Annotated in this window: 18 protein-coding genes; 14 read left to right on the forward strand and 4 right to left on the reverse strand. The window is 44.0% G+C overall.

Annotated features, from left to right (window positions below; translation table 11 throughout):
* Positions 1–34 precede the first annotated feature (34 nt).
* Together AAC855_RS04095 and AAC855_RS04100 are read right to left on the reverse strand one after the other, a co-directional pair.
* Complete coding sequence (locus AAC855_RS04095) at positions 35–841, reverse strand: phage tail protein (protein ID WP_340608343.1); 807 nt, start codon at positions 839–841, stop codon at positions 35–37.
* A 653-nt stretch (positions 842–1,494) separates the two neighbouring features.
* Entirely contained in the window at positions 1,495–2,064 is a 570-nt protein-coding gene (locus AAC855_RS04100) for a hypothetical protein (protein ID WP_340608344.1), read from the reverse strand.
* 174 nt (positions 2,065–2,238) lie between these two features.
* Here AAC855_RS04100 and AAC855_RS04105 point away from each other — a divergent pair, with 174 nt between their 5' ends.
* The gene (locus tag AAC855_RS04105; RefSeq protein ID WP_340608345.1) at positions 2,239–2,598 is read left to right on the forward strand and encodes a VOC family protein; all 360 of its coding nucleotides are present in this window, start codon (positions 2,239–2,241) and stop codon (positions 2,596–2,598) included.
* 46 nt (positions 2,599–2,644) lie between these two features.
* Positions 2,645–3,154, forward strand: a complete 510-nt coding sequence (locus tag AAC855_RS04110; protein ID WP_340608346.1) for a GrpB family protein — start codon at positions 2,645–2,647, stop codon at positions 3,152–3,154.
* Here AAC855_RS04110 and cobD read toward each other — a convergent pair.
* Both cobD and cobA read right to left on the reverse strand, forming a co-directional pair.
* A complete protein-coding gene (gene cobD / locus AAC855_RS04115; RefSeq protein WP_340608347.1) occupies positions 3,151–4,224 on the reverse strand; it encodes a threonine-phosphate decarboxylase CobD in 1,074 nt (357 codons plus the stop codon). The genes AAC855_RS04110 and cobD overlap by 4 nt on opposite strands.
* A 4-nt stretch (positions 4,225–4,228) precedes the next feature.
* The gene (cobA, locus tag AAC855_RS04120) at positions 4,229–5,014 is read right to left on the reverse strand and encodes a uroporphyrinogen-III C-methyltransferase (RefSeq protein WP_340608348.1); all 786 of its coding nucleotides are present in this window, start codon (positions 5,012–5,014) and stop codon (positions 4,229–4,231) included.
* A gap of 544 nt (positions 5,015–5,558) precedes the next feature.
* Between cobA and AAC855_RS04125 the strand changes: the two genes are divergently transcribed.
* From AAC855_RS04125 to AAC855_RS04180, 12 genes are read left to right on the forward strand one after another with little or no spacing between them, the layout of a single operon-like run.
* Complete coding sequence (locus AAC855_RS04125) at positions 5,559–6,953, forward strand: cobyrinic acid a,c-diamide synthase CobB (protein ID WP_340608349.1); 1,395 nt, start codon at positions 5,559–5,561, stop codon at positions 6,951–6,953.
* Positions 6,950–7,924, forward strand: a complete 975-nt coding sequence (cbiB, locus tag AAC855_RS04130; protein ID WP_340608350.1) for an adenosylcobinamide-phosphate synthase CbiB — start codon at positions 6,950–6,952, stop codon at positions 7,922–7,924. The genes AAC855_RS04125 and cbiB overlap by 4 nt, the downstream gene beginning before the upstream one ends.
* Before the next feature lie 12 nt (positions 7,925–7,936).
* Positions 7,937–8,578, forward strand: a complete 642-nt coding sequence (locus tag AAC855_RS04135; protein ID WP_340608351.1) for a cobalt-precorrin-8 methylmutase — start codon at positions 7,937–7,939, stop codon at positions 8,576–8,578.
* Positions 8,571–9,719, forward strand: a complete 1,149-nt coding sequence (cbiD, locus tag AAC855_RS04140; RefSeq protein WP_340608352.1) for a cobalt-precorrin-5B (C(1))-methyltransferase CbiD — start codon at positions 8,571–8,573, stop codon at positions 9,717–9,719. Before AAC855_RS04135 ends, cbiD begins: the two co-directional genes overlap by 8 nt.
* Positions 9,716–10,390, forward strand: coding sequence for a precorrin-6y C5,15-methyltransferase (decarboxylating) subunit CbiE (gene cbiE / locus AAC855_RS04145; RefSeq protein WP_340608353.1), 675 nt, complete (start codon positions 9,716–9,718; stop codon positions 10,388–10,390). Before cbiD ends, cbiE begins: the two co-directional genes overlap by 4 nt.
* Complete coding sequence (locus AAC855_RS04150; RefSeq protein ID WP_340608354.1) at positions 10,380–10,961, forward strand: decarboxylating cobalt-precorrin-6B (C(15))-methyltransferase; 582 nt, start codon at positions 10,380–10,382, stop codon at positions 10,959–10,961. Before cbiE ends, AAC855_RS04150 begins: the two co-directional genes overlap by 11 nt.
* Positions 10,954–11,730: a cobalt-precorrin-4 methyltransferase gene (locus tag AAC855_RS04155; protein WP_340608355.1), complete on the forward strand. Its 777-nt coding sequence runs from the start codon at positions 10,954–10,956 to the stop codon at positions 11,728–11,730. The genes AAC855_RS04150 and AAC855_RS04155 overlap by 8 nt, the downstream gene beginning before the upstream one ends.
* Positions 11,711–12,823, forward strand: a complete 1,113-nt coding sequence (gene cbiG, locus AAC855_RS04160; RefSeq protein WP_340608356.1) for a cobalt-precorrin 5A hydrolase — start codon at positions 11,711–11,713, stop codon at positions 12,821–12,823. Before AAC855_RS04155 ends, cbiG begins: the two co-directional genes overlap by 20 nt.
* Positions 12,817–13,542 (forward strand): precorrin-3B C(17)-methyltransferase, encoded by a 726-nt coding sequence (locus tag AAC855_RS04165; protein WP_340608357.1) that lies wholly within the window; start codon positions 12,817–12,819, stop codon positions 13,540–13,542. Before cbiG ends, AAC855_RS04165 begins: the two co-directional genes overlap by 7 nt.
* On the forward strand, positions 13,539–14,315 hold the full coding sequence (locus AAC855_RS04170; RefSeq protein WP_340608358.1) for a cobalt-precorrin-6A reductase: 777 nt from the start codon (positions 13,539–13,541) through the stop codon (positions 14,313–14,315). Before AAC855_RS04165 ends, AAC855_RS04170 begins: the two co-directional genes overlap by 4 nt.
* Positions 14,316–14,339: 24 nt before the next feature.
* Positions 14,340–15,128: a sirohydrochlorin cobaltochelatase gene (gene cbiK / locus AAC855_RS04175; RefSeq protein WP_340608359.1), complete on the forward strand. Its 789-nt coding sequence runs from the start codon at positions 14,340–14,342 to the stop codon at positions 15,126–15,128.
* The gene (locus tag AAC855_RS04180) at positions 15,128–15,913 is read left to right on the forward strand and encodes a cobalt-factor II C(20)-methyltransferase (protein WP_340608360.1); all 786 of its coding nucleotides are present in this window, start codon (positions 15,128–15,130) and stop codon (positions 15,911–15,913) included. The genes cbiK and AAC855_RS04180 overlap by 1 nt, the downstream gene beginning before the upstream one ends.
* Position 15,914 lies beyond the last annotated feature (1 nt).

The following is a 15,914-nucleotide window of genomic DNA, read 5'->3' on the forward strand; positions in this document are numbered from 1 at the left end:
CCGCAAAAAATTGCGGGTTAAGTTGTACTCAGAATTAAGCAGCTCTGACGATGTAATTGAAGGCTACGTTGCGGGGACGGACACGAAACGATACAAATGATGATACTCCACCTTCTACCAACTCAGAGGTTAGATACGAGCCAGATGGAGCATATACAGCGTCATCAAAGTCTTTGGCCATGAAATCCGTAATATCAGCCCCCTCTGTTTTGTACGCACTTATTGGTGGTGAGACTAATGCTCCGGTCGCTAAAGGCTTCTTGGGATTCGGGTGATTTTTATAAGTAAAGACTGATGGCAGCATTGTTGCTTTTTGTTCAGACAGTAATGTACGCTTAGGGTCAATACCACGCCCATTATCTAACCCACGAATGAACTCACCACGTAAATCGGGGAGCACACCAGATGGATAAGCAAGAGCAAGTTTCGGGTATCTTATTTTATCGAATGAATCACCGTTGCAGATAAGCCAGCCTTCAGGTGGGTTTTCTGTCGGCCAAGGAACGGGAACCCCAACAGGTAAAGCTAAATTGGCATTTTCATTTGCAATATTAGCAAGGTTATTTGCTGTACTAGCAAGATTGCTTGCACTGCTAGCAACTTGATTGGCTGTATTTGCCAAATCATACGCTGTTTTCACCGCTTTTGGTGTTGCAGCCATAGTCTCGCTATCACTCACATCATTACTCAGGACAACAAAACCTTTATCTTGCAGCGTGGCATTTGGGTGATTACGACTAGCAGCATGCTCTGCAATAGCTTCTTTGACATATTCCGGTGTTGCAACGATCACGAGATTACTCTCGTCTGAGACAGATACATCAGGCTTCTTATCTTGCATATTCATTCCCTCATCTAATCAACAATACAGATTGCTAAATAACATGAAGGCGGTGGGAGACTTCTCCGCCGGTGAACATCAATAAATTGGTTCATCAATACTGGAGAATAGGGCTTGACTAAAAATTGATAGGTAATGTTTTGTTGGCAGGATGACATAAAATGACAGGCGGGGAATTAATAGAATTTGTCAGGTGTCTGATAAGGCTTAATATACGAAAAGAGAAATTTCCCGATGTTATAACCCATTGATTTATTTGGTTTCTGTCACCATGCAGGAAATAAGCAAAATCAATCACTTATCTAAATGGGATAATTCTCCCCTTTTAACTCATTGATTTAATTGAATTCCGTTCCTGAGTCGGAAATAAGCAAAATCAACAAGTTGCATAAAGGTGAGAAATCTCACCTTTGTAACCCATTGATTATTACGTAGTCCTCACTTTGGCTCAATCCTACCATTTCAAATGGAGAGATCAAATACCGATCAGCGTGGTGTAATTAACTATAGGGAATTTTTGATATTGAGGAGTCGCCGATTTTCTATGTACCACGTTATGTGCGTTTTTTGTTTGTACATAGATGTGTGCACTAATAGGTTATTGGTGATTTGTTTTTTATTTAATTTATTGTTTTTATTAAATTTTATTTAAATTAAATGTATTCTGTTAAAAAGTATTGCAATAACTCTGGTTTATCAAAACATTTTGAGGTTATTTTCCCCTGCGATTTTTTATCATAAAGATTAATTTCTTCTGGGAATGGTTTGCCTAAAGGAAATTGGCAGTTAAAGATATTGCCATCAATAACAGCTGCGTTACTACTTCTTAATGGCATTTCAAGCTCATGCCCGTTAATAGTCACCTCATATTCTGCAGGCATGAAACGGTCTGCTTGCCCCTTTAACGCATATACTTCTGATAAGGTGTAATACATATAATTGTTCGGATTGAGGATGCCGCCATTATTGTGCTCCAGTACCATAAAGGTAGATTTATTACCTTTATTATCATCAAGGTAATGTACCCCTGGTGATAATTTGACACTTCCGCTGATCCCCGGTTCGATAGTGTAATCCTTATCATCAATTTTAAATGTGATAGGGCTGTTTGTCGGGTTGCTGTAATAGAATTTGTTTTTATTGTTGTCAGGATCTAAGGCATCACAGGCTGCAAGGAGTAATACTGCACTACTTAATACACCAACTTTTAAAAATGTTTTCATTGTTTATCGTCCATAACAAAAAAGTGTTCAAATTATTCATACACCATAAGATTTTTGCAAATGTTTTGTTTTTCAGAAACAGAAAAATAAAGTGATCAGAATCTTTAACTGAGTATGATGTTGCGTTGAGTACGGTTTTAATTATCTGATGATTTTATCAATGAGGGGATAATCATGATAAAACCCGCTACACTTTTAATCCCTGTTCCTGATGTTAATCAGGGATTGGAATGGTATAAAAATGCATTCACAGAAGCAGAAAGTGTTTATTTTGATGAATTTAACTTCACTATATTAAAAATAGGAGATTTTATTCTAGAAATAGTTCAGGCTGATGAAAAAGTTTATGCTGGAAAAAATGGTACTGTTCTGTATTGGTCAGTTCCTTGTCTTAAATCAGCTATTCACAGCTTTGAAAAAATAGGTGCGAAACTATATAGGGGGCCAATGAGAATTGAAAATAATTTAGGTATGTGCCAATTAGAAGATCCGTTCGGAAATCTGATAGGATTACGTGGTAAATTCTTACTATAAATGTTTCCCTATTACTCAATAATACCTTTATGCTGATGGGATACATATGAGCAAAAGAATACTTGAAGTCGTTGATTACAATCCTCAGTGGCCTGCTCTGTACCAAAAAGAAGCTGAGTTGTTACTTAGTATACTGAACAAAAATATAGCTAATATTCATCACATAGGTAGTACTAGTGTTGAACATCTTGCTGCAAAACCAATTATCGATATTTTGGTTGAAGTGAATGATCTTAACTTACTGGACAGTTGTTCAGATATTATGTTGTTTCATGGTTATAAAGCTAAAGGGGAAAACGGTATCGCGGGAAGGCGATACTTCCAGAAAGGCGGTGATAATAGGACGCACCACATACATGCTTTTGAAGTCAAGAATCCACGTATTGTAGAGCATTTAGTTTTTCGTGATTATTTAAAGAAACACTCTAATATTGCGAAAAAATATGGAGAGCTTAAAAAGCAAATAGTTAAAAATTGTAATAATGACAGTAATAAATATTGCCATAGCAAAGCGGCCTTTATCACTCATCATCTTATTAAAGCTCTCCGTGTTTAGCTATAGGCAAAGACTTGCTGCATGGCTGCAATTAAACGCTGATTTTCCCACTCACTGCGTACGGCTATTCGATAGTAGCGGTTATCTAATCCGGCATAATTTTTACAATGACGAATCAGTAACTGATGTTTCAGTAAGGCATGCCACAAATCCATTTTGGGCGGCTCGCAACGAAAAAATAAAAAATTGGCTGATGGTGACCAAACTGTCAATTCAGGAAAGCCTGAAAGCTGGCTCCACAAATAATGTTGCTGTGATTTCAGCCATTGGTATGTCGCAGCAATATAGTCATGTTCATCAAATAAAATTTCACCAACTTTTGCTGCAAAGGCGTTAATTGACCACGGCTCACGTCTGTTTTTCATCTCTGCAATAGCGGTTATATTTCCGCTGATTAAATAACCTAAGCGTAGCCCAGGGATAGCAAAGAATTTTGTCATTGAACGCAATATATAGAGATGTTTGGTGGCAGTAATTTGGGGAATAAGCCCTCGGTTATCAGGTAGAAAATCAATAAAGGATTCATCGACAATCAGCGAAATTTCGTTTTTCTCACAATATTCCACCAGCGCCTGTATAACTTGATTATCCGGCATTAACCCCGTGGGATTATTGGGCGTAGCAATAAACAAACAATCGGGTTTAATCACAGTAAGCATATCCAGTAGACGTAAATCCGGCTGAAATCCGGTTTCTTCTGTTAATGAATAGTCGATGATTTTTGTTCCGATTTGCTGCAAAGCGCGTCGATATTCGGCAAATCCCGGAGTAAGAAGCAGAGCAAGTTTGGGATTAAGATAACGGACAATGGCATAAATCAACTCTGTTGCACCGTTACCTGCGATGACCTTTGTCTCATCGCATTGATGCGCTTTTGCAATTGCCTGATGTAAATAGCGATATTCCACATCGGGATACTTTTCAATATCAGCCAGACTATTCTTTATCAACGTTTTAACGCGTTCCGGTGGGCCTAGCGGATTAATATTGGCACTGAAATCAATGACTGCATCGGCTGAAAGACCATATTGTTGAGAAATACCGATAATATTGCCGCCATGTTCACTCATGGTATTACTCCTCTTCCAGCGCAGGGCAAAGCGAAGAAAGATTCAGATAAGAGGGAGTGAAAGCCAGCATTTCACTTAAATTAACCACATCGCCGATCACAATCAGAGCAGGGGCATGCAGTTTTTTTTCTGCTGTCTTTGCCGCCAGTGTTTCCAATGTGCCGATAATGCTTTCCTGTTTCGGATGGCTGGCATACATAACCACTGCCGCTGGCGTTGTCGCGGGTTTACCATGCTGAACTAATTGCTGACAGATATCTGTCAGGCGGGTCATTCCCATCAAAATAATCAGAGTACCTTCCAGTTGAGCGAGTATTTTCCAGTTCTGTTGTTTGTTTTCCTGAGAAGTGTGCCCAGTCACAATATGAAAACCCGATGCATAATTGCGGTGAGTGACCGGAATTCCTGCATAGGCTAATCCGCCAATTGAGGAGCTAATTCCCGGAACAATTTCAAATTTAATACCATGCTGTGCCAGAATTTCTGCTTCTTCTCCTCCACGACCGAAAACATAAGGATCGCCTCCTTTCAGGCGCACGACTCGTTTTCCTGCTAGGGCATGTTGTACCAGAATTTCGTTAATCGTCTCTTGTGGAATAGGGTGATAATCATGTTCTTTACCGACATTAATAATTTCACAGTGATCAGGTATCTGAGCAATAAGTTCAGGGTTGACGAGACGATCATGAACGATAACATCCGCAGATTGAATGCAATGTAATCCCTTGACTGTAATTAAACCCACATCGCCGGGACCTGCACCAACTAACCATACACATCCTTTATTCATGATATGCCCTCTATGGATGTAAAATATAATAGAATTATATTTTTCTTTATTTCAAGGTTTTTACTATAAATTAAAACCCCAATATGAATGTATTGATAATTATTACTGCAACGCTGAACAACTGAAATTGATTCAAATCAATTTTTATATTTTTTGATGATGAATGTTTTTCAGATTAGATGTTATCGTTTTAAATTAAAGTGTTTTATGTGAAGTTAATTTAATTAAAGATAAGTGGTTTTATTTTAAAACTCAAAAATATCAATCCGCTACTGGTTTTATTGCGTTCTCATTGTTGTTATGTGTCATTTTTTATTTTATCTCACTATAAATAATTATTAGAGGTTGTCATTAATATTATCAGTGGAATATTAATTGTTATATGGCGATTTAATTAAAAGGCATTTTGCTTGATATATATCAATGAATAGGAATGCATGAATTTAAGATCCTATGATTAATACAAGATTCAGACTAAGAAAATTTTAAAAACCAAATCTGATTTTAATATCAAACCAGAATTCATATATTTTGGGGTAAGTACATGCAACAGAAATATGCTTTTGTCATCGCAGGTACAGGCAGCGGATGTGGTAAGACAACGGTAACGTTGGGCATTATGCGAGCCTTGGTAAACCGTGAACTGCGGGTACAACCGTTCAAAATCGGGCCTGATTATCTGGATGGTGGATGGCATTATGCAGTAACGGGGGTTCCTTCACGGAATCTTGATGCTTTCATGCTCCCGGAATCTATCCTGAATGGTTTATTTAACGAAGCGATAGCTGATTACGATGTGGCCGTCATTGAAGGTGTGATGGGGCTATATGATGGTTATGGCACAGATCCTGACTATTGCAGCAGTGCAGCGATGGCAAAGCAACTGGGTTGTCCGGTGATTTTGGTGGTGGATGGTAAGGGGGTTTCCACCTCGATTGCTGCAACAGTGATGGGGTTTCAGTTATTCGATCCGACAGTGAATATTGCGGGAGTGCTGATTAATCGCGTTAGCCGGGATAGTCATTTTCAACTGTTAAAACAGGCAATTGAAAATTACTGCGGTATTCCTGTTTTAGGGCGGCTTCCCGTTATGCCTGAAGTGGCACTGCCTTCCCGCCATTTAGGGTTGCTCTCCGCACAAGAACAGCGAGAGCAGCATACTGAACGCTGGTCGCGTCTTGCTCAGCAGGTTGCAGAATCGATAGATCTGGATAAGTTGCTGGGCCTAACCCGGCTAACTTCGCTGCCAAAAGGCGATATAAGTTCTTTGGTTGATCCCACTCTAGGGCAGGGTTTAACGCTGGCACTGGCAGAAGACGAGGCATTTCATTTTTATTACCCGGATAACTTGTTGTTATTGGAAAAGGCCGGAGTATCGCTCAAGCGTTTCAGCCCCCTGCATGATCACCAACTTCCTGAATGCCAGATGGTTTATCTGGGGGGAGGATATCCTGAAATTTATGCCCGCACTTTAGCTGCCAACTACGCCATGCATACAGCATTACGTCAGGCACACCAGAAAGGGATTCCTATTTATGCAGAATGCGGGGGGTTGATGTATCTCGGTGATAGCCTGATTGATGCGGACGGTGTGCGGCATAGCATGGTGGGATTGATTTCTGGTGAAAGCCGGATGGGTGATCACCTGAAACGTTTTGGTTACTGCGAAGCCACGGCAATGTGCGATACCCCTTTAATTGCAAAGGGAGAAACACTGCGCGGGCATGAATTCCATTACTCAGATTTTATTACGACCCAGCCCGCCGTTTTTCAATGTATTAAGAAAACAAATACTAAAGAAGCTTCAGAGAAAATCCAGAAAAGCTGGCAGGGTAGTTACCTGAATGGCAATACGCTGGCGGGTTATCTGCATATCCATTTTTTCCAACGGCCTCATTTACTCCATCGCTGGTTAATGCTGGCACGGAGGCAATTATGACCGTCCTATTGTGGTTCGCCGCTTTTATTCTGGATATGAAGTTAGGTGATCCTCTGCATTGGCCTCATCCCGTACGCTGGATAGGGCAGCTTATCAGCCGGTCTGAGCAGTTTATTCGTCGGGTTTGCCAGACCGAAGCCAGTCTGAAATGGGGGGGGGGGCTGCTATGGCTTGTTGTTGTAGGAAGTACTTGGTTGGTGAGTTATTGGTTTTTGCAACTGGCCTATGGGCTGATGTTCTGGTTGGGATGTGCAGCGGAAATCTGGCTGATTTATACCATATTGGCAGGACGCAGCCTGAGCGATGCGGCAAATGCTGTCTATCAGGCATTGTGTAAGGAAGCGACAGATCACAATAGCTTGCATATCAGCCGTCAGGAACTTGCCAAAATTGTCGGTCGTGACACTTCTCAATTACAACCGCCACAAATCAGCTGCGCTGTGATTGAAACCGTAGCTGAAAATAGCGTTGACGGCGTGATTGCTCCTTTATTTTTCTTGATGCTTGGCGGTGCTCCACTGGCTATGGCTTATAAGGCAATCAATACCCTTGATTCAATGGTGGGATATAAAACTCCCCGTTATCAGGCAATAGGAATGTTTTCAGCCCGTATGGATGATATCGCGAATTGGTTCCCTGCGCGTCTCGGATGGCTTCTGTTGGCAATGGCCGCGAAATGGCAGGGCCGGGATTTTCGGCAGGCATTGCATATTGGCTGGCGTGATCGCTACCAGCACAGTAGCCCGAATAGCGGCTGGTCAGAGGCAACTATGGCAGGAGCGTTGGGTATCCGCTTAGGTGGGCCGAATGTTTACTTTAACCAGCGGGTGGAAAAGCCGTGGATTGGCGATGCAAAGCGCGAAGCCACACCGGACGATATACCTCAGTCTGTTCAGATAATGCAAGTAGCATCAGTTATAGCGCTTTTGCTTTTTGCCCTGCTTTATAGCCTGTTCAGCGTGATGATATAAGGAGGGAACAACATGAGTGATTACATCCGACAGCCCCAACAGATTGAAAAAAATAGTTTCGATATCATCAGTCGGATTATTTTCGAATCATATCCTGATTTTCATTTTGTTGATGAGGATCAGGAAGCGGTCATCAAACGGGTTATTCATACCACAGCTGATTTTGACTGGCTTAATCTTCTCTATTTTTCTCCTGATGTTTTTCAGCTTATTCGTAACGGCATATTGCGTGGCTGTACGCTATACACCGATACAACTATGGCGCTGTCTGGTATCAACAAAACCCGTCTGGCTCAGTATGGAAGCAAATGCCGTTGTTATGTCAGTGATTGCCGTACTATTCACATGGCAAAAGCGCAACAAATGACGCGTTCGATGGCGGCTGTCGATCTGGCTCTGCAAGAATCGGGAGAGAAAATCTTTATTTTTGGTAATGCTCCGACAGCTTTGTTTCGTTTGATGGAACATCAAGTTTCCCCCATGGCTGTCATCGGTGTGCCGGTTGGGTTTGTTGGGGCAGAAGAATCAAAAAATGCCCTGATCCATAGCGGGATAAGCTGTATTGCAGCAAAAGGCCGTAAAGGAGGCAGTAATATTGCGGCTGCGATTGTCAACGCGATTTTGTACCGGATGCCAGAGGTGAGCCATGAATGATCTCATTGGGATAGGTACAGTCTGGCACAGAGGAAAGCAGTATCGTAAAGGTTATACTACCGGTTCTTGTGCGACCGCCGCTGCAAAGGTTGCAGCGTTAATGGTACTGCGTCAGCAGATTATCCATCAGATTTCAATTGTTACACCTTCCGGCATCACACTGGCTTTGAATATTGAACAACCCTTGATTGAAGGCGATCAAGCTGTTGCTGCTATCCGTAAAGATGGTGGTGATGATGTGGACGCAACTCACGGGATGCTGATTTTTGCCCGGGTATCCCTGAATAATACGGGGGTTATCACACTGGATGGCGGTGATGGTATTGGCAGGGTAACGCGGGTGGGAGTCGGGTTACCTATAGGCTGGGCGGCAATTAATAAAACTCCGCGCCAGACCATCGAGGAGACAGTACGGGAGGTCATCGGCCCGAATCGTGGGGCCGATATCCTCATTTTTGCCCCTGAAGGTGAGGAGCGAGCAAAGCAAACTTATAACGACCGACTGGGCATTAAGGGCGGAATTTCGATTATCGGTACAACAGGCATTGTGACCCCAATGTCAGAAGAGAGTTGGAAACGTTCACTGGCGTTGGAATTAGAAACGAAACGTGCCAGTGGGCTGGATCGCATTATTTTTGTGCCGGGCAATCATGGGGAGCGTTTTGTCAGCCAGCAGTTGGGTATTGATGCCAGCTATGTCGTCACTATGAGTAATTTTGTTGGTTACATGTTACAGGAAGCAGTACGTTTGGAATTCCGCCATATCGTGTTGGTCGGGCATGTAGGCAAGCTGGTGAAAATTGCTGCGGGTATTTTTCATACTCACAGCCATATTGCCGATGGACGCATGGAGACGCTGATCGCCAGTCTGGCTTTAATGGGCGCTCCTTTCGAATTGATTCAGGCCGTAGATCGATGTGATACCACTGAAGCCGCCATTGAATTGATTGCTGAACAGGGCTGGCAGGGAGTGTATCAGCAAATAGCGCAGAAAATATGCTGGCGTATCGACCAAATGCTGCGTTTCGCTAAGGGAAAGCCGCAGTGTGACGCCATTTTGTTCTCCTTTGATAACCAGATATTAGGTTGTAACCGGCCTGTAGACCAGATAGTGCGGGATTTTATGGAGGGCGGCCGATGATCACAGTTGTGGGCGTTGGCCCGGGTGCTTTAGAAAATCAGACATTATCAGCACTGGATGTTATCAGTCAGGCCGATGTACTGGTTGGCGGAAAACGCCATCTTGCCGAATTTCCTTACTTCGATGGTGAAACCCATCCTATAAATGCTGATGTGGATACGTTAATGCAGTGGCTTGAACGGAATCAGCATCGAAAAGTAGTTGTGCTGGCTTCAGGTGATCCTCTTTTCTATGGCATCGGTAAACGGATTAACCAGCATTTTTCAACGTTGTCTTCTACAAAAGAATCACATGCGGATGAACAGCATAACGGTAGAAAAAATATCCGCATTATCCCCGGTATCAGTTCAGTCCAGTATTTGTGCGCACAAATGTTGCTGGATATGAATGACATTTACCTCACCAGCAGTCACGGTCGCAAGCCGGATTTTGCCTGGTTACTCCAACACGAAAAAATCGCCATGGTGACGGATAACGTTATTGGCCCTTACCAGATTGCACAGGAAATTCTGGCGCGAGGTCAGCAGCGTTGCATGGTGATTGGTGAAAACTTATCCCACAAGCATGAACACATTCGCCGCCTGAGCGCAGAGCAGATCGTGCAACGTGGCGATATTCATTATGACCTGAATGTCGTGATTATCCTGAATGGTGATTTTAATGAAAGATGAACTGTTTTTGCGTGGTCATCGCATTCCCATGACCAAAGAAGTGGTTAGAGCACTGGCGTTGGAACGTTTGCAACTGGAAAACGCCCGCCATTTTATTGATGTTGGCGCAGGTACTGGCAGCGTCAGTATTGAAGCGGCACTGCGTTATCCCACACTGGATATTATCGCCATTGAACGTAAAGAAGATGCCTTACTGCTACTGGCTGAAAATATTCAGCATTTTTCCTGCCATCAGGTTCGTATTAAATCGGGGATAGCCCCTGTACCACTGGAAATCAGTGCAGATGCTATTTTCATTGGCGGAACGGGGGGGCATCTGACCGACATTATTGACTGGGCGTTGCTCAACCTGAATTCAGGCGGGCGTTTGGTCATGACTTTCATTCTGTTAGAAAACTTCATACAGGCATTGTCCTATTTGGGAGCGTGTCCGGTGGCAGAGCTGGACGGGCGTGAAATTCAGGTGGGAGAACTGACAGCATTAGGAAAGGGACATTATTTTAAGCCTAACAATCCGACTTATCTATTGTCCTGCCTGAAGAGTTCTGATCAGGAGGTACAGAATGGATAACGTCAGCTTTGACACTGAAAAAGTCTGGTTTGTTGGTGCCGGGCCGGGAGATAAGCGACTGATTACCCTGAAGGGATATCAATTGTTACGTCAGGCTCAGATAGTGATTTATGCCGGATCACTGGTTAATCACGAGCTGTTGGATTATTGCCGACCCGATGCTGAATGCCATGACAGTGCCGGATTAACGCTATCAGAGATCACCGAATTAATGGTGAATGGCGTGAAAGAGAGAAAATTAGTGGTTCGCCTGCAAACGGGAGATTTATCGCTGTTTGGTTCCATTCGTGAACAGGCGGAAGAACTGAAAAACTATGGAATTAGTTTTGTCTCTGTTCCCGGCGTGAGTTCATTTCTTGGCGCAGCCGCGCAGCTGGGGGTGGAATACACCGTCCCCGAGATCGCCCAGAGTTTAATTATTACCCGTATGGAAGGGCGAACACCAATGCCCCCGCAGGAGACACTGGAAGCCTTTGCCGCTCATCAAACCTCAATGGCGATTTTCCTTTCGGTACAGAACATTAAAGAGGTTGTGGCACGGTTAATTCAGGGAGGCTATGAACAGGCAACACCGGTTGCTGTGGTTTATAAAGCGACATGGCCTGATTCACAGATTGTGCGGGGGACACTGGAAACCATTACTGAACAGGTTCGCAGTGCTGGTATTCGTAAAACAGCACTGATTCTGGTGGGGGCTTTTCTTGGGCAAGAGTACCACTATTCAAAACTGTACGATGCGAGGTTCAGCCATGAATACCGCAACGCCTGACATAACAACAGACGAAGTGACATTGTCACTTAATTCAGTCACGCCTGATAACAAATATGCCTTGTTTTGCCTGACAGCAGGAGGCATCGCGCTGGCTCGTCGTTTGCAGTCCTACTTAGCGATAGATTGCTTTACTTCCCCTGAGCTGGTGGAAAAAGGGTTTTTCACATTTGACGGTAGTTTTTCCAATACGGTACGCAAAGTATTCACACGGTATAACGCATTGATCATGATTGGTGCAACGGGGATCGCCATTCGGGTTATTGCTCCTTTACTCCGGGATAAAATGACGGATCCGGCGGTTATCGTGCTGGATGAAAAAGGGCAGTTTGCTATCAGTTTATTGTCAGGGCATATGGGAGGCGCGAATAAACTGGCACAGAAGATTGCCGATATTCTTGATGGTCAGGCCGTCATTACGACAGCAACGGATGTTAATCAGGTCGCAGCGCTGGATCTATTAGCTCAACAATTAGATGGAAAAATGGAGAATTTCCGGGATAGCGTTAAAAGTGTTAATCAAATGCTGGTCAACGGTAAACGGGTTGGAATTTGGTTTCACCCTGATTTGAGTGATGAAAAAAATCGTTACGATACACGCGGATTCATTCCCGTTGACTCTCTGGAAGCGCGACCTGCACTGGATGCTTTGGTATACGTCAGTTATGAACGAACTAATCTAGTGCTGGCAATCCCTGTATTTAAATTAATTCCTCGCCGTATTGTGGTGGGGATAGGTTGTCGGCGGGGGGTAAAACCTGAGCGGTGCGCTGAACTCTTAGAGCGGCATCTGTTGGAACATAACCTTGAACCACTGGCAATGAAAGCCATCGGCAGTATTGAATTGAAAAAAGACGAGCCAGCGTTAATCCAATTGAGCCAGCAGTATCAAATTCCATTCCAGACTTTTTCTGTGAATCAACTTTCCCACTATGAGCAAGTCTTCCCCACGTCTGAATTTGTCCGGAAAACGGTAGGCATCGGCAGTGTCTCCCAGCCTGTGGCCTGGTTAATGAGCAAAGGGCACTTAGTTGGCCATACCCTGCGAGAGCAAGGTGTCACCATCACATTAGGAGTATTGAATCCATGTTAACTGTCATTGGAATTGGTCCCGGTAGCGAAGCCATAATGACGCAGGAAGCGATAACAGCCCTGAAAGCCGCTGATATTGTGGTGGGTTATAAAACCTACACCCATTTAGTGAAGCCGTTAGTTGGTGACAAGGAAATTATTAAAACTGGCATGTGTAAGGAGATAGAACGTTGTCAGACAGCGATTGAACTGGCAGAACAGGGTAAAAATGTGGCGGTGGTTTGCAGCGGTGATGCGGGTATTTATGGTATGGCCGGTCTGATACTGGAACTGGTCAGCCAGCAGAAACGTAAGGTAGAAGTCAGGCTGGTGGCGGGAGTAACGGCAAGTACCGCCTGTGCTGCTTTGCTGGGAGCGCCGTTAATGCATGATTTTTGTCATATCAGTCTGAGTGATCTGCTGACCCCGTGGGCATTGATCGAAAAACGGGTGAAAGCGGCGGCAGAAGCTGATTTTGTCATCTGTTTCTATAATCCACGCAGTCGTGGACGAGAAGAACATCTGGCCCGGGCATTTGCCCTGATGGAACCGTGGAAATCGGCAGGTACGCCTGTGGGAGTCGTGAAATCAGCAGGACGTAAACATGAAGATAAGTGGCTGACCACGTTTGGAGCAATGGATTTTTCCCGTGTTGATATGCGTAGTCTGGTGATAGTGGGTAATCAGTCAACATATATACGTGACGGGCTGATGATTACACCAAGGGGATACCGGTTATGAAACGGCCAGCGACTCTCATTTTTGGCGGAACCAGCGATGCCCGCCAGATTTGCCAGATGATGGATATTGTCGGTATCGATTACTGCCTGTCAGTGGCGACTTCCGCAGGCGTACAACAGGCGATGGGAATTTGTGGCGAAATAATTACCGGCAGAATGGAAGCGGAAGAGATGGCTTATTATCTGAAAACACGAGAAATGAAAAGGGTGATTGATGCCTCTCATCCCTATGCTGAACGGCTGAGCCAGAATATTGTCACGGCCTGCCAGACGTTAGGTATTCCTCTTATTCGTTATATCCGACCCAGCGATATTGATGTTGTCGAAAACCCGCTTATTCATAAAGTCACAACCATCAAACAGGCATGTGAAACAGCAGTCAGGCTGGGTACACGGATTTTACTGACAACCGGCAGTAAACAGCTGGCCGATTATATGAAGTACCTGAAAGGAAAAACGGTACTGGCCCGCGTATTACCGACCGCAGAAGTACTGAAAATATGTGAATCCTGTGGTTTATCTATTGATCAGATTTTTGCCCTGAAAGGCCCGTTCAGTGCTGATTTTAATCGGACTTTTTACCAATTTTGTCGGGCGGATGTTGTGATTACCAAAGAGTCTGGTGAACAGGGTGGTTTCCGGGAAAAAGTGGAACCGTGTCTTTCTCTTGGGCTGCCCTGCATTGTGCTTTGCCGCCCAGAACAACAATTTGAAAGTGAGGGGATCACTCAGGTTCATGGGTTAGAAGAAATGGCGAGCTTGTTGGCAAATTAAAACAAACCCATAAGGAAAAACGAAATGAAAAAAGCACTGTTGGTGATCAGTTTCGGAACCAGTTATCACGAAACGCTGAAAAATAATATTGAAGCCTGTGAACAACAACTGGCATCCGTATTTCCGGACAGAGAACTTTTTAGGGCATTTACTTCCGGGATGATCATTCGCAAATTGCGCCAGCGCGATGATATTCACATTGATAACCCCCATGATGCGTTAACCAGATTACACCACGCCGGTTATAACGATGTTGCCGTTCAATGCCTGCATATTATCAAGGGCGATGAATATGAAAAGGTGTTGCATGAAGTTGAAAAATTTCGACCTCGCTTTAAACGATTAGTGCTGGGTGCTCCGTTACTCAGTCATTTTGATGATTATCTGCAACTGATGCGGGCATTACACCACCAGCTTCCTGTACTGACTGAAAATGAATGTGTCGTCTTTATGGGACATGGCACAGAACACCATGCTTTTTCTGCTTACGCCTGTCTTGACCATCTGATGAATCATTATCACTTTCCGGCACGGGTAGGTGCGGTTGAAAGTTATCCCGAACTTCCCCTGATTATAAAAGGATTAAAAGAACAACAGATCCGCAAAGTGCACCTGATGCCATTGATGCTGGTGGCCGGAGATCATGCCATCAATGATATGGCTTCAAGTGAAGACGGCTCGTGGAAATCACAGTTAGAAAAAGCCGGAATAGCCGCAATCCCTTGGTTACAAGGATTGGGCGAAAACCCGAAAATTCGGCAAATGTTTGTCGACCACCTCACTTGCGCGCTGAACTGTCAGGAGAAAGCCTGATGGACGAAAAAATAGACGAAAAAGCAGGAGATAAAAAAGGGCAAACGGGAAAACTGTATGTTATTGGCGTGGGACCGGGAGCCAGTGACCTGATTACGGTACGGGCAGCCCGTATTCTTGCAGAGCTTGATGTGATCTATGCCCCAACGGGAAAAAAGGGAACCAAAAGCCTCGCTCACTCAATCATTGAAGAATATCTTTTGCCGGAAACCAAAGTCTGCACTTACCACTTTTTGATGAAAGCCGATATAGACGCGAAAAACGCAGTATGGGATGAAGTCGCTCACTCATTGCAAGAAGACGTGTTCAATGGCAGAAAAGTCGGTTTTATCACTTTGGGTGATCCTATGCTGTTCAGCACATGGGTATTCCTTTTGCAGCGGCTGGCATCGACGCAAATAGCTATTCCGTCGTGGCTGGAAATTGTACCGGGAATAACGTCATTTTCTGCCATCGCCGCCGCCAGTACGATGCCATTGGCAATGGAAAATCAAACATTGGCTGTTATTTCCTGTACTGCTGCCGAAGCTACTTTAGAGCAGGCATTGCTTAATTACGATTGCCTTGTCCTGATGAAAGTCTATTCGCGTTTCCCTCTGATCCGTAACTTGTTACAACGTCACAATCTTCTGGAGCATGCATTGATGATGGCTGATGCCACATTGCCGGGTGAACAATGCTGGCGCGACCTCACCACAATGCCGTTCAGTGAAAAAGATTGCAGACAGGCGTTATCTTATTTTTCAACGATTTTAATTAATAAAAACTGGCAATTATCGAGGTGAA

The organism is Xenorhabdus bharatensis, assembly GCF_037996705.1.
In the GTDB taxonomy this organism is placed as follows: domain Bacteria; phylum Pseudomonadota; class Gammaproteobacteria; order Enterobacterales; family Enterobacteriaceae; genus Xenorhabdus; species Xenorhabdus bharatensis.